Here is a 24,497-nt window from a genome sequence, read left to right on the forward strand (position 1 = left end):
TCATGGGCTCTGCGGGTGGTGATGACGACGGTACGGCTGTCCGCGCGAGTGCCCGTGACGCTGGGGCTCGTCGCCGCCGTGACGGCCGTCGGCACGTACGCCGTCCCCGCCGGCTCCGGTCAGCGGTTCTTCACCGACGCCGCTCAGTTCGCCGCCGGCGCATTCGCCGCGGTGGTCTGTTTCGTGGCGGCCCGGGACCACGCCGGCGCGCGGGCACACTGGCGACTCATCCTCGGCACCGGCCTCGCCGCCTGGACGTTGGCGCGGCTGTGGTGGACCCTGTGGGACGTCCTCGAGCCGGATCGGGCGCCGGCCGTCACCCTGGCCGACGCCGGCCCGCTGGCGCTGCCCGCCCTCATCTTCGTGGGCCTGATCGCCGGCTCCCTGGCGTTGCCGCGGCCGGTGCAGGCCTCGATGCGCCGCGACCGCACGGTGCTCGTCATCGACAGCGTGCTGATCGCCGGATCGCTGCTCGCCCTGATCCGGTCGGCCCTGCCCCACGGGTTCCTCGAGCGGGCCGGCCAGGACCCGTGGACGGCCGGGTTCACCGCGGCATACCCGGTCGCGGACCTGGTCCTGGTGGTCATGGCGCTGCTGCTGCTCGGCACCCGCCCGGCGTCGCGGCCCGGCCGGGTGACGCTGCGGCTCCTGGTGCTCGCCATGCTCGCCCTGGGCTGCTCCGACACCCTGCGTCTGCTGCATCTCGGCGGCACGGTCATGACGCCGCTCGAGTCGGCCGGCTGGCTGCTCGGCCCCGCGCTGCTGGCCCTCGCCGCCACGACCAACAAGGGAGTCGGCGAGCTGGCCGTCGCCGAGCGGGGCGACGGGGAGTGGCTGCACCTGCTCCTGCCGTACGTGCCCGTCGTGGCGACCGGCGTCTTCCTCGCCGTCCGCACCGGCAGCGGCGGCCAGTTGACGTCGTCCGAGGCGTACCTCGGCTGGCTGGTGCTGGGACTGGTGGTCGCGCGGCAGATGTTCACCATTGTGGACAACACCGTGCTGCTGGCGCGGATCTCCGAGGGCCGGCGCGAGCTGCACCACCAGGCCTACCACGATCCGCTGACCGGGCTCGCCAACCGGGCGCTGTTCCGCGAACGGCTGGTGCTCGCCCTGGACGCGTACCGGTACCGGCGGGTGCCGGTCGCCCTCATCTTCGCCGATCTCGACGACTTCAAGCTCATCAACGACGGCTTCGGCCACGCCGTGGGTGACAAGCTCCTGCGGCTCATCGCCGAGCGCCTCGCCGCCGCGGTGGGGCCGGGCGACCTGGTGGCGCGGCTCGGCGGCGACGAGTTCGCGGTGCTGCTGGAACGCCCGGGAGACCAGGCCGAGGAGACCGGGCACCGGATCCTGACCGCGTTGCGGGAGCCGTACGTCATCGACGGGCACACCCTCGGCGTCAGCGCCAGCCTCGGCCTGGTCCTGCCGGAGTGCGCCGACGAGGAGCTGACCGCCGACGTCCTGCTGCGCCGGGCCGACGCGGCGATGTACGTCAGCAAGCGCCGCGGCAAGAACGCCATGGCCCGCTATGCGGCGGGTGCCGACGGCGGCCCCAACGCGGATCTGCCGGCGCTGCTGGCCCGGGCCGTGAGCGCGCCGGCGGAGTTCGGTTTCGAGGTGCACTACCAGCCGATCGTGCGCTTCTCGGACGGCGCGGTGGTGGCCGTCGAGGCCCTGGCCCGCTGGACGGATCCGGTCGCGGGCCCGGTCGACCCGGAGGTGTTCGTGACGGTCGCCGAGCGCACCGGCCTGGTCGCGGCGATCGACGACTTCGTGCTCGACCGGGCGTGCGACCAGGCGGCGGCGCTGGCCACCGCGTACGGCCGCCCGATCGACGTGCACGTCAACGTGTCGGCGGCCCGGCTGGGCCGGCACGGGCTCGAGGACTCGGTGCTGCGCGCGGTGAAGCGGCACGCCGTACGCGCCTCCCGCCTGGTCGTGGAGATCACCGAGACCCGCCGCATTCCCGACCTGCCCCGCGCGGTGGAGGTGCTGCACCGCCTGCGGCAGTACGGGGTGCGGGTGGCCCTCGACGACTTCGGCAGCGGCTACAACGCGCTGGCACAGCTCCACTCGCTGCCCGTGGACATCGTCAAGCTCGACTCCAGCCTGACCGATGTGGACGTCAGTCCGGAGCGGGCCGGCGCCCTGTGCCGGTCGGTGCTGCGGATCTGCGCCGAGCTGGGCGTGTCGGTGGTCGCCGAGGGCGTGGAGACGCCGGAGCGGGCGCGGGCGCTGGCGGCGCTCGGCTGCGAGCTCGGCCAGGGATACCTTTTCGGCCAGCCCGGCCCCGCGCACCGCCTGACCACGATGATCCCGGCCCAGCCCGATCCGTCCTCCACCGCACACCTAGCCTCCTAGGACGCCCTAGGGGTGGTGCCTCACGGCCCCCGGCGGTTGGTGCGCCGGGTGGGGGTGGCGGTCGCCGGATCCTCGGGCCACGGATGGCGGGGGTAGCGGCCGCGCATCTCCGCCCGTACACCCGGATAGGCATTGGCCCAGAAGGACGCGAGATCGCTCGTCACGGCCAGCGGCCGGCCCGCGGGGGAGAGCAGATGCAGCACCACCGGGACGCCGGCCACCCTCGGGGTGTCCTGCCAGCCGAACGTCTCCTGCAGCTTCACCGCCAGCACCGGCACGGCGGGATCCGAGTAGTCGACGCGGACGGCCGACCCGCTCGGCACCGTCAGGCGCTCCGGCGCGACCTCGTCGAGGCGCCCCGCGACCGACCATGGCAGCAACCGGCGCAGCGCACCGGCCACGTCGATCCGCGCGAGATCGGCACGGCGCCGGGCCGGCCCGAGATCGAGCCAGTCCGCCTCCGCCAGCGCCGCCTCGGAAACGTCCGGCCACGGCTCGCCGAGCGTCGCGTGCGCGAACGCCAGCCGCGACCGCAGCTCCGTCGCGGCGCGCGACCAGGTGAGCAGCCCCAACCCCTCGCGGCGCAGCCCCTCGTGCAGAGCGGCGCGCACCAGGTCCGGATCCGGGTCCTCGATCCGGCGCTCCGCCAGGACGATCGCGCCGAGCCGCTCCACCCGCCGCGCGACCACGTCGCCGTTGACCCAGCCGATCTCCGCGGCCGTCGCGGCCAGCGTCGCGGCGGCGATGCGGGCCGTCGCCTCATCGAGCGGGGCGGCGCTACGGATGCGCGCCGTCCGTGCCCCCGGCGCGCGGTCCGCGTCGGCGACCGCCAGCCAGGTCGTCCCCGCCAGCGTGCTGCCGCCGTGCAGCTCGCCGGCGGTCCCGCCGGCCATCAGGTACGCCCGGGAGCCGGCTTCCCGGGCCCGCGCGACCCGCTCGGGGTGGGCGAGGCCGACGACGAGCCCGGCCGCGAGATCGTCGGTGAGCCCCATGGCCTCGTCCGCCGTCGGGCCTTCCTGCCGGTCCAGTGCCGCTTTCAGCCGGCGGACCTCGGTGGTCCACGCCGGGTCGCGTTCGGATCGGGCCCGGCGCCAGGCGGCGACGAGGTCGTCCGCGGTCCGGTCCGCGTCGAGCAGCGCCACGATCTCGGCCGCGCGCCGGGCGCCCACCAGCGGTGCCGCGTCGAGCAGCGCCCGGGCGAGGCGCGGATGCAGGCCGGCGTCGGCCAGCCGGCGGCCCCGCGCGGTCACCCGGCCGTCCGCGCCGGTCGCCCCGAGCGTGCGCAGCGTGCCCATCGCCGAGCGCAAGGCACCCGGCGGCGGCGCATCCGGCAGGGCCAGACCGTCGCCGTCCGGGTGCCCCCACAGGGCCAGGTCGAGGGCGAAGCCGGTCAGGTCGGCGGCGGCGACCTCCGGCTCCGGCTGCGCCGGGAGCCGGTCGTGCTGCGCCTGCGACCAGCAGCGGTACACCCGGCCGGGGGCCTCGCGTCCGGCCCGGCCCGAGCGCTGGGTGGCCGCCGCCCGTGACACCGGCACGGTCACCAGGGCGCCGAGACCCCGCGCGTGGTCCATCCGGGGGACCCGGCTCATCCCTGCATCCACGACCGCGCGGACGCCGGGGACCGTCAGGCTGCTCTCCGCGACGGCCGTGGCCAGCACCACCCGCCGCGACGTGCCCGGCCGCAGGGCGGCGTCCTGCGCCGTGCCGGTCTGCCGGCCGTGCAGCGGCACGATCTCCGCGTCGATGCCGTGCAGAATTCCCGCGACTGTCGCGATCTCCCGGGCGCCGGGGAGGAAGACGAGCACGTCGCCGTCCCCCTCGTCCAGCGCGCGGCGGACCGTCGCCGCCACGTGGGACAGCAGGCGCGGATCGACGCGCAGGCCGTGCGGGGCGTCGACCGGCTGCGGCGGAGGGCACCATCGCACGTCGACCGGATGCAGCGCGGCCGCGGCGGTCACCACCGGTGCGTCGCCGAGGATCGTGGCCAGGCGCTGCGCCTCGGCGGTCGCGGAGGTGGCGAGCAGGTGCAGGTCCGGGCGCAGGGCGGCGCGTACCTCGATGAGAAAGGCGAGAGCCAGGTCGGAGTCGAGATGCCGTTCGTGGCACTCGTCGAGCACCACCACGGCGGTGCCGGCCAGTTCCGGGTCGCGGTGCAGCCGCCGGACGAGGACACCGGTGGTCACCACCTCGATCCGGGTGCTCGCGGACACCCGACGGTCGCCCCGCACGGTGTAGCCGACGCGAGCGCCCACCTTCTCGCCGAGCAGGGCGGCCATCCGCCGGGCCGCCGCCCGCGCCGCCACCCGCCGCGGCTCGGCGACCACCACCCGTGTCCCTTCCGCGGCGAGCACCAGGGGGACCACCGTCGTCTTGCCGGTGCCGGGCGGTGCCACGAGGACCGCCGCGCCGGCTTCCGCGAGGGCCGCGGTCACGTCGGGAAGGACCGCGCGGATGGGGAGATCCGGGAGGGCGTCGGCGGCGATCAGCACCGGACAAGTCTGGCCTACGCCGTGCTCCGGCCGGGCAGCGTGGTAAATAGATCAGGTGGAGGCGTTCAATTCCCTGCCCGCCGATGTTCTGGAGGCGGACCTGCTGGCGGTCTGCGCCGTCCCGGCCTGGGCGGCCACGGTCGCGGCGGGCCGGCCGTACCCGTCACGGGCCGCGCTGCTGTCCGCGGCGGACGCCGCGGCTCGCGAGCTGAGCTGGCCCGACGTGCTGGCGGGGCTGTCCGCGCATCCCCGCATCGGGGAACGCGCCCAGGGCGACTCGAAGGAAGCGGCCTGGTCGCGCCGCGAGCAGTCCACGGCCGCGACCGGCGGCCCCTCGCCGGAGCTGATCGAGGCCAACCGGGCGTACGAGGAGAGGTTCGGGCACGTCTTCCTCATCTTCGCCAGCGGAAAGACGCAGGAGGAGATCCTGGCCGCGGCCCGCGAGCGCCTGGACCACGACGAGGAAACCGAGCGGCCCATCGTCGCCGGGGAACTGCGCAAGATCGCGCTGCTGCGGCTGGAGAGGTTGCTCGATGGGCTCGGATGAGCAGTTCGTCGCGAAGATCTCCACCCACGTCCTCGACACGGTCACCGGCGAGCCCGCGCGCGAGGTGCAGGTGCGGCTGGAGCGCCAGGACGCCGGCGAGTGGCGGCCGCTGGCCGACGGCCGTACGGACGGCGACGGCCGGCTGAAGCCGCAGATCGCGGCCGACGACTGGCGGGCGGGCGGCTACCGGCTCGTCTTCCAGGTCGAGCCCTACCTCGGCGAGGACGTGTTCTTCCCGGAGATCACGATCGCCTTCCACGTGCACGACCCGCACCGGCACTACCACGTGCCGCTGCTGCTGAGCCGTTACGGCTACACCACCTACCGAGGGAGCTGACGCGTGGCGTTCGTGCTGGGACCCAACCGATACGGCAAGGCGGAAACCCGGCTCGTGCACGTCACGCGCGAGGGCGACACCCACGGCCTGAGAGACCTGAACGTCAGCGTCGCGCTCTCCGGCGACCTCTCCGCCACCCATCTCACCGGCGACAACTCCGGGGTGCTGCCCACCGACACGATGAAGAACACCGTGTACGCGTTCGCCCGCGAACACGGCGTCGGCGAGCCCGAGGCGTTCGCGCTGCGGCTGGGCCGCCACTTCGTCAGCACCCAGCCCCAGGTCTCGTCCGCCCGGGTGAGCATCGAGGCGTACGGCTGGGAGCGGCTCGGCCCGCACTCGTTCCGGCGCAAGGGAGACTTCACCCGGCTGTGCGTGGTCACGGTGAGCGAGGACTTCACCCAGGTCGTGTCGGGCCTCAAGGACTTCGTGCTGCTGAACTCGACGGCCTCGGAGTTCCACGGCTTCCCCCGCGACCGCTACACGACCCTGCCCGAGGCGACGGACCGGATCCTGGCCACGGCGGTCGACGCCCGCTGGCGGCATCTTTCGGACACCGCCGCGTGGGGCGAGTCCTTCGAGAAGGCCAAGGACGCACTCGTCAACGCGTTCGTCAACACGTACAGCTACTCGCTGCAGCAGACGCTGTTCTCGATGGGTACGCGGGTGCTGGACAGTCGCCCGGAGATCGCCGAGATCCGCCTCGCGCTGCCCAACAAGCACCATTACCTGGTTGACCTGTCCCCGTTCGACCTGGAGAACCCGGGCGAGGTCTTCATCGCCGGCGACCGCCCGTACGGCCTCATCGAGGGCACGGTCACCCGCGACGACGTACCGCCGGCTCCCACGGAGTGGTATCTGTGACCCACTTCGCACCCCCCAGGTCCTGACTCGCGGCGCCCGGTCGGGAATCGTCAGTGATCATCGCGCGGTGCTCCGGGTTGTCCACAGCTCGGGCGCGCGCGGCGTCCCCGACCGATACGGTACGGGGAGTCAGACGTGAAGGGAGTTCCCGCCCGTGACCGAGATCCTCTCCGCCGAGGCCGTGGCGTTCGTCGCCGACCTGAACCGGAGGTTCCGACCCCGCCGTGACGAGCTGCTGGCCCGTCGCGCCCAGCGCCGGGCCGAGATCGCCGCCGGGGGGTCGCTGGGCTTCCTGAGCGAGACCGCCGAGATCCGCTCCGGCGACTGGACGGTGCCGCCCGCCCCCGCCGATCTCACCGACCGGCGGGTGGAGATCACGGGACCCACCGAGCGCAAGATGACCATCAACGCGCTCAACTCCGGCGCCAAGGTGTGGCTCGCCGACCTGGAGGACGCGAACACCCCGCACTGGGCCAACGTCGTCGACGGCCAGCGCAACCTCTACGACGCGATCCGGCGCACGATCCGGCTCGAGACCGACAAGAAGACCTACGAGCTCGGCGACGGGCCCTACCCGACGATCGTCATGCGTCCCCGCGGCTGGCACCTCGACGAGCGGCACCTGCCGGTCGACGACGAGCCGGCCGTCGGCGCCCTGGTGGACTTCGGGCTCTACTTCTTCCACAACGCCGCCGAGCTGATCGCGCGCGGCAGCGGGCCGTATTTCTACCTGCCCAAGATGGAGTCGCACCACGAGGCCGCGCTCTGGAACGACGTCTTCACCTACGCGCAGGAGGCGCTCGGCATCCCCGTCGGCACCATCCGCGCGACCGTGCTCATCGAGACGATCCCGGCCGCCTTCGAGATGGACGAGATCCTGTGGGCGCTGCGCCCGCACATCTCCGGGCTCAACGCCGGCCGCTGGGACTACCTGTTCAGCATCATCAAGTATTTCCGCGACAACCCGGCCATGGTGCTGCCCGACCGGGCGTCCGTGACGATGACCGCGCCGTTCATGCGGGCGTACACGGAGCTGCTGGTCTCCACCTGCCACCGGCGCGGCGCGTTCGCGATGGGCGGCATGGCCGCCTTCATCCCGAGCCGTCGCGACCCGGCGGTCAACGAGGTGGCGCTCGCCAAGGTGCGCGAGGACAAGGAGCGGGAGGCCGGCGACGGCTTCGACGGCTCCTGGGTGGCTCACCCCGACCTCGTGCCGGTGTGCCGGGAGATCTTCGACCGGGTGCTGGGCGAGGCGCCCAACCAGCTCGGCAAGCGGCGCGACGACGTGGACGTCGCGGCGGCCCAACTGCTCGACGTGGCCGCCACCGGCGGGGCCGTCACCGAGGCGGGCCTGCGGTCCAACGTCTCCGTCGCGCTGCAATACCTGGAGGCGTGGCTGCGCGGCAACGGTGCCGTCGCCATCTTCAACCTGATGGAGGACGCGGCCACCGCCGAGATCTCGCGCTCGCAGGTGTGGCAGTGGATCCACAACGACGTCCGCCTGGACGACGGCACCCCGATCACCGCGGAGCTCGTCGGCCGCATCGAGGATGAGGAGCTGGTGAAGATCCGCCAGTCCCTGGGCGACGAGGCCTGGACGGCGAGCCGCTTCGACGACGCCCGCAAGCTGTTCGAGCGGGTGGCGCTCGCGGACGACTTCGCCGACTTCCTCACGACCGCCGCATACGACTCCATCGACTGACGTGCGGCTCCGCGACGACGACTACGCCGCGCTCGACGCCCGGCTCGCCGCCCACGACGCGTTCCTCAGCGCGCGTTACCCGGGCGAGCGGGCCGGGCGCCAGCCGGTGCACACGGTCTACATCCCCGCCGACCGGATCGCCGGCTTCCGCGAGTGGGGCTCGCGGGCGCTGGCGGTGCTCGCCGAGCATCCGCCGCTGCCGTTCCCCGCCGCGCTCGAGGAACGGGTCCGGGCCAAGCTCACCAACGAGCCGATCGAGGACCTGCGCGTCGACTTCGAGGACGGCTACGGCGTCCGCGACGACGACCAGGAGGACGCCGCGGTGAAGCAGGCCGCCGCGGCGCTGCTCGACGGGCCGCGGCCGCCGTTCGTGGGGATCCGGGTCAAGTCGCTGGAGGCACCGACGCGGCGCCGCGCGTTGCGCACGCTCGACCTGTGGCTCTCGCTGTATCCGGAGCCGTTCGTCGTCACACTGCCCAAGGTCAGCGGCCCCGACCAGGTCGCCGCCATGGTCACGCTCTGTCAGCGGCTCGAGGACGCGTACGGGCTGGGCGCCGGCGCCCTGCGCTTCGAGATCCAGATCGAGCTCCCGGCGGCGGTGCTGGGCGCCGACGGCACCGCCACCGTGGCCCGGCTCATCTCGGCAGCCGACGGCCGCTGCACCGGCCTGCACTACGGCACGTACGACTACAGCGCCGCGGCGGGCGTGGCGGCGGCCTACCAATCCATGGACCACCCGGTCGCCGACCACGCCAAGGCGGTCATCCAGGCCGCCGCGGCCGGCACCGGCGTCCGGCTCAGCGACGGGTCGACCAACATCCTCCCGGTCGGTTCCGACGTCGCCGTCCACGACGGCTGGGCGCTGCACTACCGCCTGGTGCGCCGCTCCCTGGAACGAGGCTTCTACCAGGGCTGGGACCTGCACCCGGCGCAGTTGCCGACCCGCTTCGCGGCAACCTACGCCTTTTTCGCCGACGGGGTGGACGCGGCCGCCCTCAGGCTCCGCCGCTACCTGGAACGCCAGTCGGGCGGCATCCTCGACGAACCCGCCACGGCCCGGGCCCTGGCCGGCTATCTGCTGCGCGGCCTCGACTGCGGCGCCCTGGACACCGTGGGCTTCACCAGGGAGCAACTCACCGCCCTGACCTGAAATCCGCCCACCCCGAGACCACCCTGACGCGCCCGCCCGCCGCCCGTTTGCGCGCTGTCGCCGTGGGCCGCCGCTGCCGGTCTTCTATTGCCGCTGCCGCTGCTGCCGCCCGGCCTTGGGCTCTGCCGCCCCCAGGTGCCGCTGACCGGTCAGCCGCCCGAAATGCCGGTGCTCATGCCGGAGCCGCCGCTGCCGCGTCCCACGACGTTGGTCTTGACGGTGCCGTTGCCGACCTTGCCGGTGACCGGCAGATTGAACGAGCGCCGAGCGGTGCGGTCACCCGCCGGAAAGTAGTCGCCGCCATCCAGGTACGTGCCCAGCGGCAAGCCCCGGACGTAGTTCGGCGAATGCCACAGGAAATACGGCGAACTCGAGCTGGGGTCGTCGCAGTTCTCCTCGTCCACGACCTCGCCACTCTCATCGGCGCAGTAGAAGACCTCGTCATAGCCGGAGCCGTCAGACCCGTCGCCGGAGCCGGAGTCATCAGAGTCAGAGCCGTCGACGCCGGAGTCGGAGCCGTCGGAGCTGGAGAGGTCGGAGCTGGAGCCGGCCGTGCTGGAGTTGGCCCCGCTGGAGCTGGCGCCGCCTGAGCGCGAGTTGCCGACGTTCGAGCTGCCACCGCCGGAGTCGGCGCTGTAGCCACCCGAGTCCGAGCTGTAGGCGGAACCCCAGGAGTCCAGGTCGTCGTCCGAGGAGGCGTCGCAGGCGGCCGTGCCACCGGCGGCGAGTGCGAGAAACGCGGCACTCAGCGCGACCTTGCGGGAACTCATGCGTCGGGTCATGGGGTCGCGGGACTCCGTCCTGGTCAGGTGCCGCGCCGGAGGCGCTCGGCGAGCTCCTTTATAGCGGCACCGGACCAGGGCCGTCGGCCCTCGGAGCCGCCAAGATCGGAAACCCGACAACCGCGTGGGTTCAGGTGTTCTTGCGGGGGCTTCGTGTGACGTCGCCGTCCGGGGACCCGGGACCGTTAGGCTCGGTCCATGGTCGATCTCGTAGTGCGGTCCCGCCGCGCCGTCATCCCCGACGGTGAACGTCCGGCCGCCGTCTCCGTCAGCGGAGGCCGCATCGTCGCCGTCGACGCGTACGAGGCGCCGGTCGACGCCGCCGAGGACGTCGATCTCGGCGAGCTTGCCCTGCTGCCCGGCCTGGTCGACACGCACGTGCACGTCAACGAGCCCGGCCGCACCGAGTGGGAGGGTTTCGCCACCGCCACCCGAGCCGCCGCCGCGGGCGGGATCACCGCCATCGTCGACATGCCGCTGAACAGCCTCCCGCCGACCGTCACCGCCGAGGCCCTCATCGTCAAGAAGGACGCCGCGGCCGGCAAGATCCACGTGGACGTGGGTTTCTGGGGCGGCGCGATCCCCGGCAACGCCTCCGATCTGCCCGCCCTGCACGCCGCCGGGGTGTACGGCTTCAAGGCCTTCCTGGCCGACTCGGGCGTCCCGGAGTTTCCACCGCTGCACGCGGGCCAGCTCGCCGAGGCGTTCGCCGCCGTGCCGGCCCTGTTCGTCGTCCACGCCGAGGACCCCGACCACCTGCACGCGGCCGCGCCGTCCTCCGCGTACGCGGACTTCCTCGCCTCCCGGCCACCGCGTGCCGAGGATGACGCCGTCGCCACCGCGATCGAGGCGGCCCGTGCCGCCGGCGCCCGGCTGCACATCCTGCACCTCTCCGCCGCCAGCGCCCTGCCGCTGATCGCCGCGGCCCGGGCGGACGGGGTGCGGGTAACCGCCGAGACCTGCCCGCATTACCTGACCCTCGACGCGGCCGAGATCCCGGCCGGTGCCACCGAGTTCAAGTGCTGCCCGCCGATCCGCGACGCCGCCAACCAGGATTTACTGTGGTCGGCCCTCGCCGACGGTTTGATCACGTGCGTCGTCAGCGACCACTCGCCCTGCACGCCCGACCTCAAGCGCCGCGACACCGGCGACTTCGCCGCCGCGTGGGGTGGCATCGCGTCGGTCCAGCTAGGACTGCCGGTCGTCTGGACGGCCGCCCGGGATCGCGGGCACAGTCTCGCCGACGTGGTCGCCTGGATGGCGCGCCGGCCCGCCGACCTCGTCGGACTCACCGGCAAGGGCCGGATCGCCGTCGGCCGCGATGCCGACCTCGTCGCCTTCGACCCGGACGCCACCTTCGTGGTCGATCCGGCGCGGCTGCACCACCGCAACCCCGTCACACCGTACGCGGGAAAGACCCTGAGCGGTGTCGTCCGCACGACCTGGCTGCGCGGCCGGGCGGTGGACGGCGACGCCCCGCAGGGCCGTTTCCTCATCCGGGAGGTCTCCTGATGGAAGAGTTCACCCGCCTGCCCGACCTTGCGTCGCGCATCTTCGGCGGTGGGGTGGTGTACGCCAACGACGAGTTCTTCGCCGCCGCCGACCACCTGGTCGACCCGGCCACCCCGGTGTTCGCACCCCAGACCTTCGGGCACAAGGGTCAGGTGTACGACGGCTGGGAGACCCGCCGCCGCCGCGAGCCCGGCCACGACGTGGCGATCGTGCGGCTGGGCGCTCCCGGCGTGGTCCACGGCGTCGACATCGACACGGCGTTCTTCACCGGCAACTACCCGCCGTACGCATCGGTCGACGGCTGTGCGCTGGACGGCTATCCGGATGCGAAGCAGTTGGCCGAGGCGGATTGGGTGCCGTTGGTGCCGCGCTCGCCGCTGGCGGGCGACAGCCAGAATCTGTACGCCGTGGACTCGCGGCAGCGCTTCACCCACGTTCGCCTCACCATCTACCCCGACGGCGGCGTGGCCCGCCTGCGCGTGCACGGCGACGTGGTGCCCGACCCCCGCCTGCTGCCTGCCGTCATCGACGTCGCCGCGGCCGAGCACGGCGCCCGCATCGCGAGCTGCAGCAATATGTTCTACGGGCATCCACAGAACATGATCAACCCTGGGCTCGCCCGGTCGATGGGCGACGGCTGGGAGACCTCCCGCCGCCGCGACGACGGCAACGACTGGGTCCTGGTACAGCTCGCCGCGCCCTCCGTCGTCGAGCTCGCCGAGCTGGACACCAGCCACTTCAAGGGCAACGCGCCGGGCAGCGCGACCCTGCGCGGGATCGACACCCGTACGGGTCTGCTCGACGACCCGGACGACTGGTTCGAGCTGCTGCCGCAGATCAGGCTGAGCCCCGACACCCGGCACCGCTTCCCTGTCCCGGTGGTGCCGGTCGCCACCCACGTCCGGCTCGACATCTTCCCGGACGGCGGCATGGCCCGGCTGCGACTGTACGGACGTCCCGACGACGCGGTGCTCCGCGCACGGTACGAAGCGACCACCTGATCGGGTCTGCGCGCACGTGCCCGGAGCAACCGCGGCACGGACCGTGTAGAGAATCGGCCGCGGGCTCCGACCCCCTGGTGCAAGCAAGTCCGGGGGAGTGAAGGAGTGAGGGTCATGGCCAGAGTTGTCGCGGACATGTCGATGTCGCTCGACGGGTTCGTCGCGGACCCGCAGGACGGTGTCGGGAAGCTCTTCGGCTGGTACGGCAACGGCGACGTCGAGATCCCGACCGCGGACCCGCAGTACACGTTCAAGGTGTCGCCGGCGAGCGCCGAGCACCTGCGCCCGGCACTGACCGGCGGTGTCGGCGCGCTGCTCGCCGGTCGGCGCATCTTCGACCTGACCGGCGGGTGGGGCGGGCGGCACCCGCTCGGCGTGCCGGTCTTCGTGGTGAGCCACTCGGTGCCGGACGGGTGGCCCCGTCCGGACTCCGACACCACGTTCTACACGGACGCGTTCGCCGCGCTCGAGGCCGCGAAGAAGGAGGCCGGGGAACGGATCGTCGCCGTGTCCACGCCGACGCTGACCCGCCAGTACCTCGACGCGGGACTGCTCGACGAGATCGTGGTGTCGCTCGTTCCGGTGCTGCTGGGCAGCGGCATCCCGTTCTTCGGCGGCCTGGCGAAGACGCCTGTGGGCCTGGGCGATCCCAAGGTTGTCGCCGGTCAGGGCGTCACGCATCTCACCTATCCGGTGATCCGGGAACGGTCCTAGTCGATTCTGCACAGGGGATTTTCTACTGCACTCGCCGGCGGCCGCCGCGGGTTTTCCACAGTCCCGCTCACGGCCATCGGCGTTGTCCCCAGGGGCCCCGACGCGGGGTGCCTCCAAGCGCTACGGTCTCTCGCGTGGGACGGACAGTGACTCTCGTACTCGTCGATGGCGCCGGCGACGTGCTCGGCGCGTTGCCACCCTTCGACGTCGCGCTGCCGTGGTGGCAGGAGATCGCCGACGTGGTGGAGGCGGCCAGGACACGTCATGGCGTAGGAGTCACGGTGCTGCGCCTGCTCGCGGCCGGCGAGGCGGCGCCGCCGGGTGGACCGGTCAGCTATCTGGCGCAGGTCTGCGAGCCGGTGGGGGCGCCGCTGACACCGTACGATCCGGGCACCGATCAGTCCCCGCTACGCGCGCCGTGGGCCGTCCCCGGTGGGCCGGCAGCGTCGCTGCGCTGGGCGTTGAGCCGGCTCGGTCGTGACGATGTCGTGGCGGCGCAGCAGCGTACGTGGAACCTCTCGAGCATCTGGCGCCTCGACGCCGGCGGCGTGCCGGTGGCCTGGCTGAAACAGGTACCGGCGTTCTTCGCGCACGAGGCGCCGCTGCTGCGCCTCGTCGCGGAGGCGGCGCCGGAACTGGTGCCGGAGGTGCTCGCGGCCGACGGCGCGGGACGCTCCCTGCTCGCCCACGTGCCGGGAGAGGACCGGTATGGCGCGGAGGCGTGGTTCTGCGCCCAGGTGGCGCGCGACTTCCACCCTGTGCAGGTCCACTTCACCGGCCGAGTGAGCGAGTTGCTCGCTGCCGGCGTGCCCGACCGGCGGTGGAACCACAACCGGCTGGCGCAGGTGGCGGCGCCGTGGCGGGACACCGTCGAGGGTCTGGACGAGCTCATGGAGGAGTTGCCGGCCCGGCTCGCCGCGATCGACGCGTGCGGTCTGCCGGACACGCTCGTCCACGGCGACCTGCACCCGGGGAACGTGCGCGAGTCGGCGGCGGGACGGGTCATTCTCGACTGGGGTGACGCGGCCGTGGCGAACCCGGCGTACGACATTCTGAGGCTGACGCAGGACCTGCCGGAAGCCGAGGCCGCGGCGTTGATCGGGGAGTGGGCGCGATGGTGGAGGAAGGCCGCCCCGGGCTGTGATGCGGAGACCGCGGCGGCGCTGATCCGCCCGGTGGCCGAGCTGCGGGCGGCGGCCGTTTACCAGGACTTCCTGGACCAGATCGAGGAGAGTGAGCGGCCCTATCACGAGGCGGACGTCCCGGAACGGCTGGCCGCGGCGGTGTCCGCCGCCCGCCTCTGATGACGCCCGGCCCGGCGGCCTTCCGCCTCTCATGGCGTGGCGACCCCCGACCCCGCCTCTCCTGGCCTCCTGGGGGCCGCTCAGTCCGATTGGCGCTGTCCGCCCGCCTTGCTCTGCGCGGAAAGGGGTGATGTCAGGCGCGACGGTGGTGGGGTCCGGCCGGTTGCGCAGTTTGACGTTCATCGCCAGGCTGATCGTCTGGGCGTGGGATGGGAAGGTTCCGGTGCGGCGGCGGGAACCGGCACGTCTACGGTGGAGGGCGTGACCGATCTGCGTCGTCGCTTCGTCGAGCGGATCCGCCGCGACGGTGCGCCGCTCAGCCCGCAACTGTCGGCCGCCTTCGCCGCGGTCCCGCGCGAGGCGTTCGTGGTGGACGGCTTCCAGCGGCGTGACGGCACCTGGGCACGGCCAGGCAGCGCGGGGTTCCTCGAGGACGTCTATCGCAACGACGTGCTGGTCACCAAGCTCGAGGCGGGGATACCGGTCAGCTCCTCGAGCCAGCCGTCGCTCATGGCCATCATGCTGGCCGCTCTGGACGTCCAGCCGGGGGACCGGGTGCTGGAGATCGGCGCAGGCACGGGATACAACGCCGCGCTGCTCACCGTGCTCGGTGCCCGCGTCACCACGGTCGATGTGCAGGCCGACGTGGTCGAACGAGCCCGCTCAGCTCTCGCCCGCACCGGCATCGCGGGCGTCCGCCTCCTCGCCGGCGACGGCTACGCGGGTGCACCGGGCGAGCGCTTCGACGGCGTGATCGTGACAGTCGGGGTCGCCGGCGTGTCCCCGTCCTGGCTCGAACAGGCCCAGCCCGGCCGGCTCACCAACGCCACCGCCCACGCCGGCCCACGTGCCGTCGGGGAGGAGTCGACCGCTCGGTCCGGCCTACCTGGCGCCGGGGAAGGGTCGGGCCCGGTCGGTGCCGGGAGAGAGTCGGCTGGGTGGTCCGGTCAGGTCGGTGCCGGGGACGAGCCGGTCGTTCGGTCCGGCCCGATCGTCGTGCCTGTCGAACATGCGGGCACCCACCCCGTCCTGGCTGTTCACGGCCTGCCCGGTCGGGCGGTCGGCTCGGTGCAGGACTCGGTGGGAGGTGCGGCTCAGGGCTCGGTGGGAGGTGCGGCTCAGGGTCTGGTGGAAGGTTCGGCCGCGGCCTCGGTCACGGCTCGGGTCGTGTGTCCGTCGGGCTTCATGACCGCGGCGGGCCCGCTCACCGCCCGGCACGCCCGTTCGCATCCCCATCCCGTTCCGGCGGACTCCCTAGCTCCCTTCGGACATGCCGCCCCCTCCCGCTGGGACCGTCCGCTGGACTCTCTCGCCTACCGCGACCTCTGGTACGCGGCCGGCGTGTGGAGCACCCGCGCCACGCACGCGGCGGTGCCGGGACGGGACGGCAGCACGCTGATCCTGCTCGACGAGACGGGTACGGGCGGGGCGGCGATCCTGCCCGACGGCTCGGTCCTCTCCAGCGGAGCCCAGGCACCCCGCTACGCGGCGGAGGCGACCGAGATCCTCGACCGCTGGGAGTCGGCGAACCGCCCGCCGATGCACGCCTGGCGGATCACCCTGGCCCTCACCGGCGACCCCGCCGCCCCCATCTGGTGCCCGGCGACCTGGGAACTGGACAAGTGACCCGCGACCTGGCGATGAGAGAAATCCGGGGGGCTGGTCAGGCGCGCAGGAAGGCGAGCACTGCCAGCACCCGCCGGTTGGTGTCCTCGGCCGGTGGCAGGTCCAGCTTCGCGAGGATGTTGCCGACGTGCTTGCCGACCGCCGCCTCGGTCACGAACAGTCGTGCCGCGATGGCCGAGTTGGAGTGGCCCTCCGCGACCAGAGCCAGCACCTCACGCTCCCGGGAGGACAGAGCGGCGAGGGGGTCCTTGGGGCGGCGCAGCAGCCGGCGCACCACCTCCGGATCCACGACCGTTCCGCCGCTTGCCACCGTGCGCAGTGCCGCCACGAAGTCCTGCACGTCGACCACGCGGTCCTTCAGCAGGTAGCCCACGCCGGCCCCCGAGCCGCTGTCCAGCAGTGCCGCCGCGTACTCGTCCTGCACGTACTGGCTGAGCACCACGACCGGCAGCCGCGGGCGTGCCCGGCGCAGGGTGACTGCCGCGCGCAGGCCTTCGTCGCGGAAGCCCGGCGGCATCCTGATGTCCGTCAGCACCAGGTCCGGGGCGTGCTCCGCGACCGCCGCGATCAACGCCTCGGCGTCGCCGACCGCCGCGACCACCTCGAAGCCGAAGCGGGCCAGCACGCCGGTCAGCCCCTCCCTCAGCAGAAGACCGTCCTCGGCTATCACCACCCGCGTCACCCCGGCAGAAGCACCGCGGGGAAGATCTCCGCCGGGAGAGGCGCCTGTGGCCGCAACGCGGGCGGAGTCCCTGGTCATGCCCGACACGGTAGCTCGACCCGTACCAGGGTCGGGCCGCCCTCGGGGCTGGCCAGCAGCAGCCGGCCGCCGACCGCCGCGACCCGGTCCGCCAGCCCGGTCAGGCCGGTGCCGCCCGCCGGGTCGGCGCCGCCGCGCCCGTCGTCGCGAATCTCCAGCACCAGAGCCTCTCCGGCCCGGGCGAGCAGGATGTCAGCCCGGCCGGCGCCGGCGTGCTTCACCACGTTGGCGAGCGCCTCGGAGGCCGCGAAGTACGCCGTACCCTCGACCTGCTCGGAGGGCCGGATCACCCCGTCCGCGACCGACACGGCGACCGGGAGCGGCGATCGGCCGGCCAGTTCGCGGAGCGCGGCCGGAAGGCCGAGATCGGTCAGTGCCTGCGGGCGGATTCCGTAGATCAGGTCGCGGAGCACCACCATCAGCTCCTTCGCCTGATCGTGAGCCTGGGCGAGCGGTCCGGCGGCGGGTGAGTCCTCGGGTACGTCCAGACGCGCCAGGCCCAGTTGCAGGGTCAGGCTGGTCAGCCGGTGTTGTGCGCCGTCGTGCAGGTCGCGTTCGATGCGGCGGCGTTCGAGGTCGAATGCGTCCACGAGCCGGGCCCGTGACTGCGCCACCTCTCGCAGGGCGGCTCCGGCCCGGTCGCCGAGGAGGGCACGTGCGGTGGCGGCCTGACCGGTCGCGATCAAACCTGACAGATATCCGAGTACGGGGATCAGCAGCATGCCGAGCAACGTGAACGGGATCGCCTGGCCGGGTGAGCGCACCGTGAACGACCCGACCGTCATGTCGGCCGTTGCCGTGCCGGCGACGAACGGGCTCGTCAGGAATGCCACGTCGATCAGGACGAGCAATCCGAACGCACCGTACGTGGCGGGGACGACGAGGCCGAGGAACGCGGCGTACAGCAGTGCGCGCCAGGTGGCCGTCTCGGCGTAGCGGGCGCGGATCCAGGCGAGCGGGCGCGTCGGCGCCGGCGGGTGCGGCGACGGCAGGGGCCGCGGGTCGATCAGGCCGATCCGGGCCCGTTCGACGGTCGCCAGCGGGATCGCGACGAGCGGGCCGAAGCCGGCGAAGAGCACCAGCGACACGAACATGAAGACCAGCATCCCGCCGTCGGGCAGAATGCCGTCGGGGAGCCGGGCCAGGGCGGTGACCCAGGGCAGGGCCAGCAGCGCCGTCACGGCGCCGATCGGGGCCGCGATGGGCAGGGCGGTCAGGATGTAGGCGAACGCCCGCCAGGGACCGGCCGAGACCAGGTAGCGGCGGCTCAGGAGGGCTCGCAGCGGAGCTTGATCGATGGGCACCGCGTCACCGTAGGCGAACGCGGGCCGGCGGCCCCAGCCGTCCACGGATAGTTCCGTGGGTATACCCAGCCCTACCAGGTGCCGGCGCGGCGCTCCCGCCACGGGCGGCCGTCGGGGTCGTAGACCAGGCGGTAGGCGGGCACCGCCCAGAGCCGCTGATGCCAGGCGAGCCGTTCGGTCTCGTGCGGCACCAGGCGCCCCGGTGGCCGGGGACCCCGCTCGCCGTCACGGTGCCAGTCACGCAGCGCGTCGGCGGAGGCGCGCACCGTCCGTACGGTGGATTCGGGGTCGAGAAGGTCCTCGTCGCCGGAACGGTCGAGATGCTCGCGCAGCAGTGTGAGCCGCAGCTCGCGCGCATAGACGCGCGCGCCGTCGCCCAACCCTGCCGGGTCGGTCGGCGCCCGCTCGTCGCGCGTGCGGTCCATCACCGCGCAGGAGAGCTCGCTGTCGTGCGTCCACGAACGACGGTTGAAGTTGTCGCTGCCGACGCTGGCCCACACGTCGTCCACGACACATACCTTCGCGTGTACGTAGACGGGTGCGCCGTCGTGGTTCTCGACGTCGAAGACGTGCACACGGTCGGGCGCGGCTCTGTGGCACAGCGCGACCGCCTCGGCCCGGCCCACCTGGTTGGGTGGCAGGGCGAACCTGCCGTCCACGTCCGGATGCCGCGGTACGACCGCGATCAGATGCAGCCCCGGATTGTCGTTGAGTGCGTCCGCGAAAAGCTGAGCGACCTCTTTGGACCACAGGTACTGGTCCTCGAGGTAGATCAGGCGCCGCGCCCGTTTGATGGCTTTCGTATATCCGCGCGCGATGCTGCGTTCGCCGAGCTTGGCGAAACCGTACGGCGGACGCATGGCCGGGTAGGTCCGCAGCACCTGCACGTCGTGCGGCCCGCACTCGCCCGGATCCGGCGGCTGCGGCGGAAGGCGGTCGGCGCGCAGGTCGGCGTGGCGGAGGTGGTCGGCGACCGTGCTGATCGGCCCGTGCTGGTCCAGCGGCGCCGGGTCGGTCCAGCGCTCCCGGAACGCCAGGTCGAGGGCGCCGACCACCGGGCCGCGCAGGGCGAGCTGGACGTCGTGCCAGGGCGGATTGCTTCCGTACGCCTCGGCCATGGCCACCGCCTGCGGATCGCCGCGATGGTCGGCGCCGTCCCTGCGGCTGTGGCAGAGATCGATCCCGCCGGCGAACGCGATGTCCTTCTCGGGCGCCCGCGGATGGCGCAGCACCACCAGCTTCTGGTGGTGCGAGCCGCCCCGGCGGATCCGCTGGTCGAGCAGCACCTCGCCGCCGGCGGCCTCGATCTCCTCGCCGAGGTTCCGGTTCTCCTCCTCGCTGTACGCCAGCTTGTCGAGGTGTGAACGCCAGAGCAGGCCCTTGACCACGACACCACGCTTCGCGGCCGCGGCGAAGAGCTCGACGATCGTGGGGCCGTGATCGCGCATCCGCTCGTCCGGGTCGCCACGCCAGTCGGTGAAGAACAGGTGGTCGCCGTCGCCCAGCATCTCGACCTCGGTCACCAGGCGGTCGAAGTAGTTCTCGCCGTGAATGAGGGGCTCGACGGTGTTTCCCGGCGACCAGTTGGGTATCTGAGTGTCAGGGTTGCCGCGCTCGTCCGCGGTCAGGAACCACTCCTGGTGTGACACGGGCAGCCCTTCCGAGGTCGACGACGCCCTCACGGTAGGCCCCTCGAGGGCCACCCGCACCCTGAGTCGTAGCCACCCGTGCGAAGGACCCCTCTTATGAGTAGCCAGCCGCTGACCCCGACCGACGCCACCACCTCCTCCGAACGAGGTCTACTCATCGCCGTCCTGCTGATGGTGGTGTTGGGCGTCGGCGCCATGTTGCTCATCTCCTGACGACCGGGGTTCTCACATTCTTATTACGGTGCTCACTGGTGTCGCTTTCGTGACGGAATGCGGGCAGCGCGAAAGCCGCTGACTCCTCCATACTCCTCGGCATGACGGGGGAGTCGGCTTTCAGCAGCGCATTGATCGAGGTCCCACCGGCCGAGGCGGCCACCGGCGCGACGAAGGTCGTCTGGACCCCGGAGCATGGTCCCCTGACGGTGACAATCCCACCCGGCACGGTGGACGGCGCGGTGGTGTGGGTGCCGACCCCGGCCGGCACAGTCGCGGTGACGATCCGGGTGCCGACGGCTCTCACGCCCCCGCCGGTGACGGCACCGCCGTTCCCGGCGAGCGGCCCGCCGACGGCGACGCCCCCCTTTCCGGCGAGCGGTCCACCGGCGGCGCCACCCCTTCCGGCGAGCGGCCCGCCGGCGGCGGCCTACCCGCCGCCTGGATATCCGCCGGCCGATGGTTACCCGGCGCCTGGCGGTAACCCGCCTCCGGGCGCTTATGCGCCGTCCGGCGCCTACGTGCCGCCCGGCGCTTACGGCCCGCCACCTGCGAAACCGCGCACCGGCCGGCGCAATCTGATCATCGGTCTCTCCCTGGCGGCCCTGCTCGTGGTCGGATGCTGCGGCGTCGGCCTCGCCTTCTCGCAATCCGACGACGACACGTCGGAGGCGGGCAAGCGCAGCGGCATCGGGGCGGCCACCCCCACCGGGACGGGCCCGATGAGCCCTCAGCAGTACGCCCAGCTCCTCGCCGCCTCGGACAACGCGATCAGGGTGCCGTTCGCGAAGCTCAACACCGGCGATCCGGCGGCGTTCGCCCGGGCGGCCCAGGCGGCGGCGCCCGTGATCCACGCCGAGGCGGGCAAGCTGCGCGCTACCGAGCCTCCGGCGGGCGCGCAGTCCGTGCACGCCCAGCTCACCCACCAGTTGGACAGCCTTGGCGACATGGTCGAGGACACGGCGGGCGCGAAGCAGGAGTGCCCGGCGGCCTCGCCGTTCGCGACGGTCCTGCGGTCCGGCTGGGCCGGCGGCCTGCGCGAGAACGCCAGGAAGTTGGCGGCGGCGGACACCACCTACAAGTTCGGCACCTTCCTGCCGGCGGCCCCCAAAGAACAGAAACGGCGACTGAAGAACGGGACCTTCGTCAAGCAGTCCGGCGCCGGCGGCCTCGGCCACCTGAAGATCAAGAACGGTGCGTCCGACACCACGATCTCCCTGGTTCCCAGCAAGGGCACGAAACCCAAACCCGTCTTCACCGTGTACGTGCGGGGCGGCGGCACCTACACGGCCAAGGGCATCCAGGACGGCACGTACCGCATCTACACGGCATCGGGCGAGGACTGGAACGCGGACAAGAAGGGCTTCACCCGCGACTGCGCGTACAGCAAGTTCGACGACACCTTCAAGTTCACGACGACGGCGTCCTCCACATCCATCTGGACGATCACCCTGACCCCCGTCGTCGGCGGCAACGCCTCGACCAGCGACGTCGACCCGAGCACCTTCCCCAACTGACCCCAGGGCCCGCCCGATCGCCGTCACCGCGACCGCCACCAGCGGCCATGTCGTCGAGTCGCGGGTCTCGCAGGCCCCGCGGCCGCGTTCCGTTTCTCGATCGAGGCCGCCGAGGCGTACGCCGACCCGAATGAAACCGGCCCGGGCGGAGCCTGTTCCCTGGTCCGGCCCGGCGTTCCCCGGAGCGTGTGGTTGTCGCCGCGGGAGTCGATCGCCCTCGTTCTCCGGAGCGTGCGGGACGGCGAGCGGGTCGCCGACCCGAAGCCGGCCGCCCTCGGGGTGGGTCGACGGTCCCGACGACGGCGTCGTGACCGGAGTCAGACCACGCGGAAGTCCGTGACGAAGGAAGCGACCTCTCCCTCCGCCGTCCGGCCGACAAAGGTGGCATACGCGCCTTCTCCCCAGCCGGTGCTCACCGCCACCACGCCGGCCCCGGTCGCGGGATCGGTGATCGCGCGGAGCGCGCCCGGCGCCGGAGGGCTTGGCTCCGGGAGGAAGACCCGCTCGACGCGCGCATAGGTCCAGGTCTTCAGCGCGGCCAGGGCGCACTCGTCGGCTAGCGTGCCGATGCCCGAATCGACCGGGTAAGCCCAGAAGCCGTCCTCGTCGAGTAGGGCCCGATCCGCGTCGGGCACGGCGGCAGGCTCCCACGCGACGACCGGTTCGTCGCGAATGGCGAGGTGCAGCGCGGCCGTCCGCCGATCCGACTCTGGCCGGTCGCGGGCGAGCGATGCCCGGTCGCGGGTGGGTGATCCGGACGGCGGGGAACCGGAGGCGAGGGCGGCGGCCGGGTGCACCACGGCCACCCAGGCCCGCAGGGGATACCGTCCCGGCGGGACGGTGACGGTGAACGGCGGCGTCTCGCCCGGATGCACCAGGGGATCGCACGCGACCACGCGACCGGTGGGCAGGGTCACGTCACCGAGCGGGACCCCGGTCAGGCGGTAGTCGCAGGCGTCGTCGACGTGTCGAGCGCCCTCGACCAGCAGCCGATTCAGCATCTCGCCGATATCCACAGCCATGCCGGGAGGGTATCGGCGACCACCGACAGAATCGCGTGGCCGGCCGGCGCCCCGGAGAGCGGCGCGGTGGGCGTGAACGGGGTGGCGCGACCACGTTCGGCACGGCACCCCGTTCGCGGCGCGGCTCAGGTGCGAGCCGGGGACCAGGCGCGGTAGTAGACGCGTGCCTCGTATCCGCTTCGGCTCAGGTGCCAGCCGAGGTCGTCGACGTCGAGGATCTCGGGGCGGCCGGCCAGCCAGGTGGCCGCCATGCCCAGGGTCTCGGCCGGGGTCGCGCCGGTGAAGGTCATGCAGCGGGCCCCGGTGTCGCCGGGCGCGGGTGCGTGGCGGGGGAGTGCCTGCGCCGTCATGGTCGGCTCGGGGCCGGTGACCACGGCGGTCGCTCCGATCGCCCGGCCGTCGCGGACGCCCTGGACGAACCAGTCGTTGATCGTCTCGTCGTGCTCGACGGCCCAGCCGCTGACCGAGCCGACGTCGGCGGCGATCGCGTGCTTGGCGTTGTCGAGGGCGGCATCCAGGGTGGCGAGCTCGAAATCCTCGCCGTTGTACTCGACCCGGTACGTCATGCCGCCCCCGATACCCGGTCACCGCCGGAAGTAGGCCTGTGAGGGAGCCGTCACGCCGCGTCGGCGTGCAGGGAGCGGGCGAGGTCGGCGCGCAGTTCGTCGGCGTCGACCCCGCGTTCCGCCAGGATCTGCGCGCCTGGGCCCCGCTCCTCGCGGAGGACGCCCAGCATGATGTGCTCGGGCGCGATGTAGTTGTGCTTGAGGCGGATCGCTTCCCGCAGGGACAGCTCCAGCACCTTCTTGGCCCGCGGCGAAAAGGGGATGTGGCCGGTGCCCCGCCGGAACAGGCCCTTGCGCTTCGGTGCGGGCTCGCGGGGCAGGTTCAGCGCGCCCGGCCCGAAGTTCTCCTCGATGGCCCGCCGGACCGCGTCCAGGTCGATGCCGATGGCCCGCAGGGCCTCGCGGTCGGCGGCGTCGGCGTCGGTCGCGGCCGTGCCGGTGTCCCCGCCGGCCCGACGGATGATCTCGGCGCGGGCGTAGCCGGCGTCGACCTGCTTCTCTCGCAGCGCCGGCGCCGAGGCGACCGGCCCGGCGGGGTCGGCCAGCAGGGCGAGCAGCACGTGCTCGGTGCCGATCGGTGCGTGGCCCAGCTCGCGGGCCTCGGCCTGGGCGCGGATGACCGTTTCCCGGGCGGCGCGGGTGAATCGCTCGAACATCTCAGTCCTCCCGGAGATCCTGCATCGGCACGCGGCCCGCGTGTTTCTTGTGTACGCCCTGGCGGGTCACCTCGAGGGCGTCCGCGATTTCCTGCCAGGACCAGCCTTTCCGGCGCGCGTTGGCCACCTGCAGGTGCTCCAGGCCCTCGAGCAGGCGGCGCAGCGCCACCACCGCGCGCAGCCCGACCCGGGGGTCGGCGCTGCCCGCGGCGGCGGCGAGGTCGGTCGCTTCCGTCATGCATGTCAACCTACGTTGACACGACGAGGATGTCAACCCAGGTTGACACCGCGGGCACGGAAAGGCGCAGGCGTGAGGAAAGCGCGGAGTGGGGGAAGGCGCGGCTGCGGGCAAGCGCGGGGCGGGGGCTAGCGCGGGGCGGGGGCTAGCGCGGGTGCGGGCTGGCGCGGGGCGTGGGGATGG

The 24,497-nt window shown here is 72.8% G+C and carries 21 protein-coding genes; 12 read left to right on the forward strand and 9 right to left on the reverse strand.

Features of this window, described 5'->3' with window-relative positions; genetic code table 11:
* Window positions 1-21 precede the first annotated feature (21 nt).
* Window positions 22-2,361: a putative bifunctional diguanylate cyclase/phosphodiesterase gene (locus EDD30_RS30265; RefSeq protein ID WP_123678884.1), complete on the forward strand. Its 2,340-nt coding sequence runs from the start codon at window positions 22-24 to the stop codon at window positions 2,359-2,361.
* Between the two features lie 20 nt (window positions 2,362-2,381).
* Here EDD30_RS30265 and hrpB read toward each other — a convergent pair whose 3' ends face one another.
* Window positions 2,382-4,850 carry an ATP-dependent helicase HrpB gene (gene hrpB / locus EDD30_RS30270; RefSeq protein WP_394328273.1) on the reverse strand — a complete coding sequence of 823 codons (2,469 nt, stop codon included), beginning with the start codon at window positions 4,848-4,850 and terminating at the stop codon, window positions 2,382-2,384.
* Window positions 4,851-4,905: 55 nt separating this feature from the next.
* On the opposite strand from hrpB, the gene uraD reads away from it, so the two are divergent.
* The 5 genes from uraD (at window position 4,906) to EDD30_RS30295 (ending at window position 9,450) form a co-directional block, all read left to right on the forward strand.
* Window positions 4,906-5,397, forward strand: a complete 492-nt coding sequence (uraD, locus tag EDD30_RS30275; RefSeq protein WP_084556543.1) for a 2-oxo-4-hydroxy-4-carboxy-5-ureidoimidazoline decarboxylase — start codon at window positions 4,906-4,908, stop codon at window positions 5,395-5,397.
* Window positions 5,384-5,734: a hydroxyisourate hydrolase gene (gene uraH, locus EDD30_RS30280; RefSeq protein WP_071806543.1), complete on the forward strand. Its 351-nt coding sequence runs from the start codon at window positions 5,384-5,386 to the stop codon at window positions 5,732-5,734. The genes uraD and uraH overlap by 14 nt, the downstream gene beginning before the upstream one ends.
* Window positions 5,735-5,737: 3 nt before the next feature.
* Complete coding sequence (gene pucL, locus EDD30_RS30285) at window positions 5,738-6,598, forward strand: factor-independent urate hydroxylase (RefSeq protein ID WP_071806542.1); 861 nt, start codon at window positions 5,738-5,740, stop codon at window positions 6,596-6,598.
* 154 nt (window positions 6,599-6,752) lie between these two features.
* Window positions 6,753-8,300 carry a malate synthase A gene (aceB, locus tag EDD30_RS30290; protein WP_071806541.1) on the forward strand — a complete coding sequence of 516 codons (1,548 nt, stop codon included), beginning with the start codon at window positions 6,753-6,755 and terminating at the stop codon, window positions 8,298-8,300.
* A 1-nt stretch (window position 8,301) separates the two neighbouring features.
* Window positions 8,302-9,450, forward strand: a complete 1,149-nt coding sequence (locus EDD30_RS30295; RefSeq protein WP_123678589.1) for a DUF6986 family protein — start codon at window positions 8,302-8,304, stop codon at window positions 9,448-9,450.
* 149 nt (window positions 9,451-9,599) lie between these two features.
* Here the strand turns inward: EDD30_RS30295 and EDD30_RS30300 are convergent, their stop codons facing one another.
* Entirely contained in the window at window positions 9,600-10,220 is a 621-nt protein-coding gene (locus EDD30_RS30300) for a hypothetical protein (protein ID WP_123678590.1), read from the reverse strand.
* Window positions 10,221-10,430: 210 nt separating this feature from the next.
* Here EDD30_RS30300 and allB point away from each other — a divergent pair, with 210 nt between their 5' ends.
* From allB to EDD30_RS41005, 5 genes are all read left to right on the forward strand, one after another.
* On the forward strand, window positions 10,431-11,744 hold the full coding sequence (gene allB / locus EDD30_RS30305; protein WP_071807409.1) for an allantoinase AllB: 1,314 nt from the start codon (window positions 10,431-10,433) through the stop codon (window positions 11,742-11,744).
* The gene (gene alc / locus EDD30_RS30310) at window positions 11,744-12,745 is read left to right on the forward strand and encodes an allantoicase (RefSeq protein ID WP_071807408.1); all 1,002 of its coding nucleotides are present in this window, start codon (window positions 11,744-11,746) and stop codon (window positions 12,743-12,745) included. Before allB ends, alc begins: the two co-directional genes overlap by 1 nt.
* Window positions 12,746-12,859: 114 nt before the next feature.
* On the forward strand, window positions 12,860-13,459 hold the full coding sequence (locus tag EDD30_RS30315) for a dihydrofolate reductase family protein (protein ID WP_071807407.1): 600 nt from the start codon (window positions 12,860-12,862) through the stop codon (window positions 13,457-13,459).
* 134 nt (window positions 13,460-13,593) lie between these two features.
* Window positions 13,594-14,763 (forward strand): aminoglycoside phosphotransferase family protein, encoded by a 1,170-nt coding sequence (locus tag EDD30_RS30320; protein WP_071807406.1) that lies wholly within the window; start codon window positions 13,594-13,596, stop codon window positions 14,761-14,763.
* A 261-nt stretch (window positions 14,764-15,024) separates the two neighbouring features.
* Window positions 15,025-16,389, forward strand: a complete 1,365-nt coding sequence (locus EDD30_RS41005; RefSeq protein WP_244945454.1) for a protein-L-isoaspartate O-methyltransferase family protein — start codon at window positions 15,025-15,027, stop codon at window positions 16,387-16,389.
* 37 nt (window positions 16,390-16,426) lie between these two features.
* Here the strand turns inward: EDD30_RS41005 and EDD30_RS30330 are convergent, their stop codons facing one another.
* The 3 genes from EDD30_RS30330 to EDD30_RS30340 all read right to left on the reverse strand — a co-directional run bounded on the left by EDD30_RS30330 (window position 16,427) and on the right by EDD30_RS30340 (window position 20,102).
* On the reverse strand, window positions 16,427-17,071 hold the full coding sequence (locus tag EDD30_RS30330) for a response regulator transcription factor (RefSeq protein WP_244945660.1): 645 nt from the start codon (window positions 17,069-17,071) through the stop codon (window positions 16,427-16,429).
* A gap of 74 nt (window positions 17,072-17,145) precedes the next feature.
* Window positions 17,146-18,453 carry a sensor histidine kinase gene (locus EDD30_RS30335; RefSeq protein ID WP_071807552.1) on the reverse strand — a complete coding sequence of 436 codons (1,308 nt, stop codon included), beginning with the start codon at window positions 18,451-18,453 and terminating at the stop codon, window positions 17,146-17,148.
* A 71-nt stretch (window positions 18,454-18,524) separates the two neighbouring features.
* Entirely contained in the window at window positions 18,525-20,102 is a 1,578-nt protein-coding gene (locus EDD30_RS30340; protein ID WP_071807533.1) for a phospholipase D family protein, read from the reverse strand.
* A gap of 314 nt (window positions 20,103-20,416) precedes the next feature.
* On the opposite strand from EDD30_RS30340, the gene EDD30_RS30345 reads away from it, so the two are divergent.
* Window positions 20,417-21,832 (forward strand): hypothetical protein, encoded by a 1,416-nt coding sequence (locus tag EDD30_RS30345; RefSeq protein ID WP_143162848.1) that lies wholly within the window; start codon window positions 20,417-20,419, stop codon window positions 21,830-21,832.
* Between the two features lie 317 nt (window positions 21,833-22,149).
* Here EDD30_RS30345 and EDD30_RS30350 read toward each other — a convergent pair whose 3' ends face one another.
* From EDD30_RS30350 to EDD30_RS30365, 4 genes are all read right to left on the reverse strand, one after another.
* Entirely contained in the window at window positions 22,150-22,854 is a 705-nt protein-coding gene (locus tag EDD30_RS30350; protein ID WP_244945455.1) for a DUF4241 domain-containing protein, read from the reverse strand.
* Window positions 22,855-22,979: 125 nt separating this feature from the next.
* Window positions 22,980-23,420: a hypothetical protein gene (locus tag EDD30_RS30355; RefSeq protein WP_071807535.1), complete on the reverse strand. Its 441-nt coding sequence runs from the start codon at window positions 23,418-23,420 to the stop codon at window positions 22,980-22,982.
* 50 nt (window positions 23,421-23,470) lie between these two features.
* Window positions 23,471-24,076 carry a Clp protease N-terminal domain-containing protein gene (locus EDD30_RS30360; protein WP_071807536.1) on the reverse strand — a complete coding sequence of 202 codons (606 nt, stop codon included), beginning with the start codon at window positions 24,074-24,076 and terminating at the stop codon, window positions 23,471-23,473.
* 1 nt (window position 24,077) lies between these two features.
* Window positions 24,078-24,314 (reverse strand): helix-turn-helix domain-containing protein, encoded by a 237-nt coding sequence (locus EDD30_RS30365; RefSeq protein ID WP_071807537.1) that lies wholly within the window; start codon window positions 24,312-24,314, stop codon window positions 24,078-24,080.
* Between the last annotated feature and the right edge of the window lie 183 nt (window positions 24,315-24,497).

Origin of the sequence: Couchioplanes caeruleus (assembly GCF_003751945.1) — a bacterium.
Classification (GTDB): Bacteria; Actinomycetota; Actinomycetes; order Mycobacteriales; family Micromonosporaceae; genus Actinoplanes; species Actinoplanes caeruleus.

Bases quoted from the DNA above. Each gene is read 5' to 3' on its own strand.
- EDD30_RS30345 (WP_143162848.1), top strand. From the start codon at position 20,417: ATGACGGGGGAGTCGGCTTTCAGCAGCGCATTGATCGAGGTCCCACCG.
- uraH (WP_071806543.1), top strand. From the start codon at position 5,384: ATGGGCTCGGATGAGCAGTTCGTCGCGAAGATCTCCACCCACGTCCTC.
- allB (WP_071807409.1), top strand. From the start codon at position 10,431: ATGGTCGATCTCGTAGTGCGGTCCCGCCGCGCCGTCATCCCCGACGGT.
- EDD30_RS30355 (WP_071807535.1), bottom strand. From the start codon at position 23,420: ATGACGTACCGGGTCGAGTACAACGGCGAGGATTTCGAGCTCGCCACC.
- EDD30_RS30315 (WP_071807407.1), top strand. From the start codon at position 12,860: ATGGCCAGAGTTGTCGCGGACATGTCGATGTCGCTCGACGGGTTCGTC.
- alc (WP_071807408.1), top strand. From the start codon at position 11,744: ATGGAAGAGTTCACCCGCCTGCCCGACCTTGCGTCGCGCATCTTCGGC.
- EDD30_RS30350 (WP_244945455.1), bottom strand. From the start codon at position 22,854: ATGGCTGTGGATATCGGCGAGATGCTGAATCGGCTGCTGGTCGAGGGC.
- EDD30_RS30360 (WP_071807536.1), bottom strand. From the start codon at position 24,076: ATGTTCGAGCGATTCACCCGCGCCGCCCGGGAAACGGTCATCCGCGCC.
- EDD30_RS30300 (WP_123678590.1), bottom strand. From the start codon at position 10,220: ATGAGTTCCCGCAAGGTCGCGCTGAGTGCCGCGTTTCTCGCACTCGCC.
- EDD30_RS30365 (WP_071807537.1), bottom strand. From the start codon at position 24,314: ATGACGGAAGCGACCGACCTCGCCGCCGCCGCGGGCAGCGCCGACCCC.
- EDD30_RS30265 (WP_123678884.1), top strand. From the start codon at position 22: ATGACGACGGTACGGCTGTCCGCGCGAGTGCCCGTGACGCTGGGGCTC.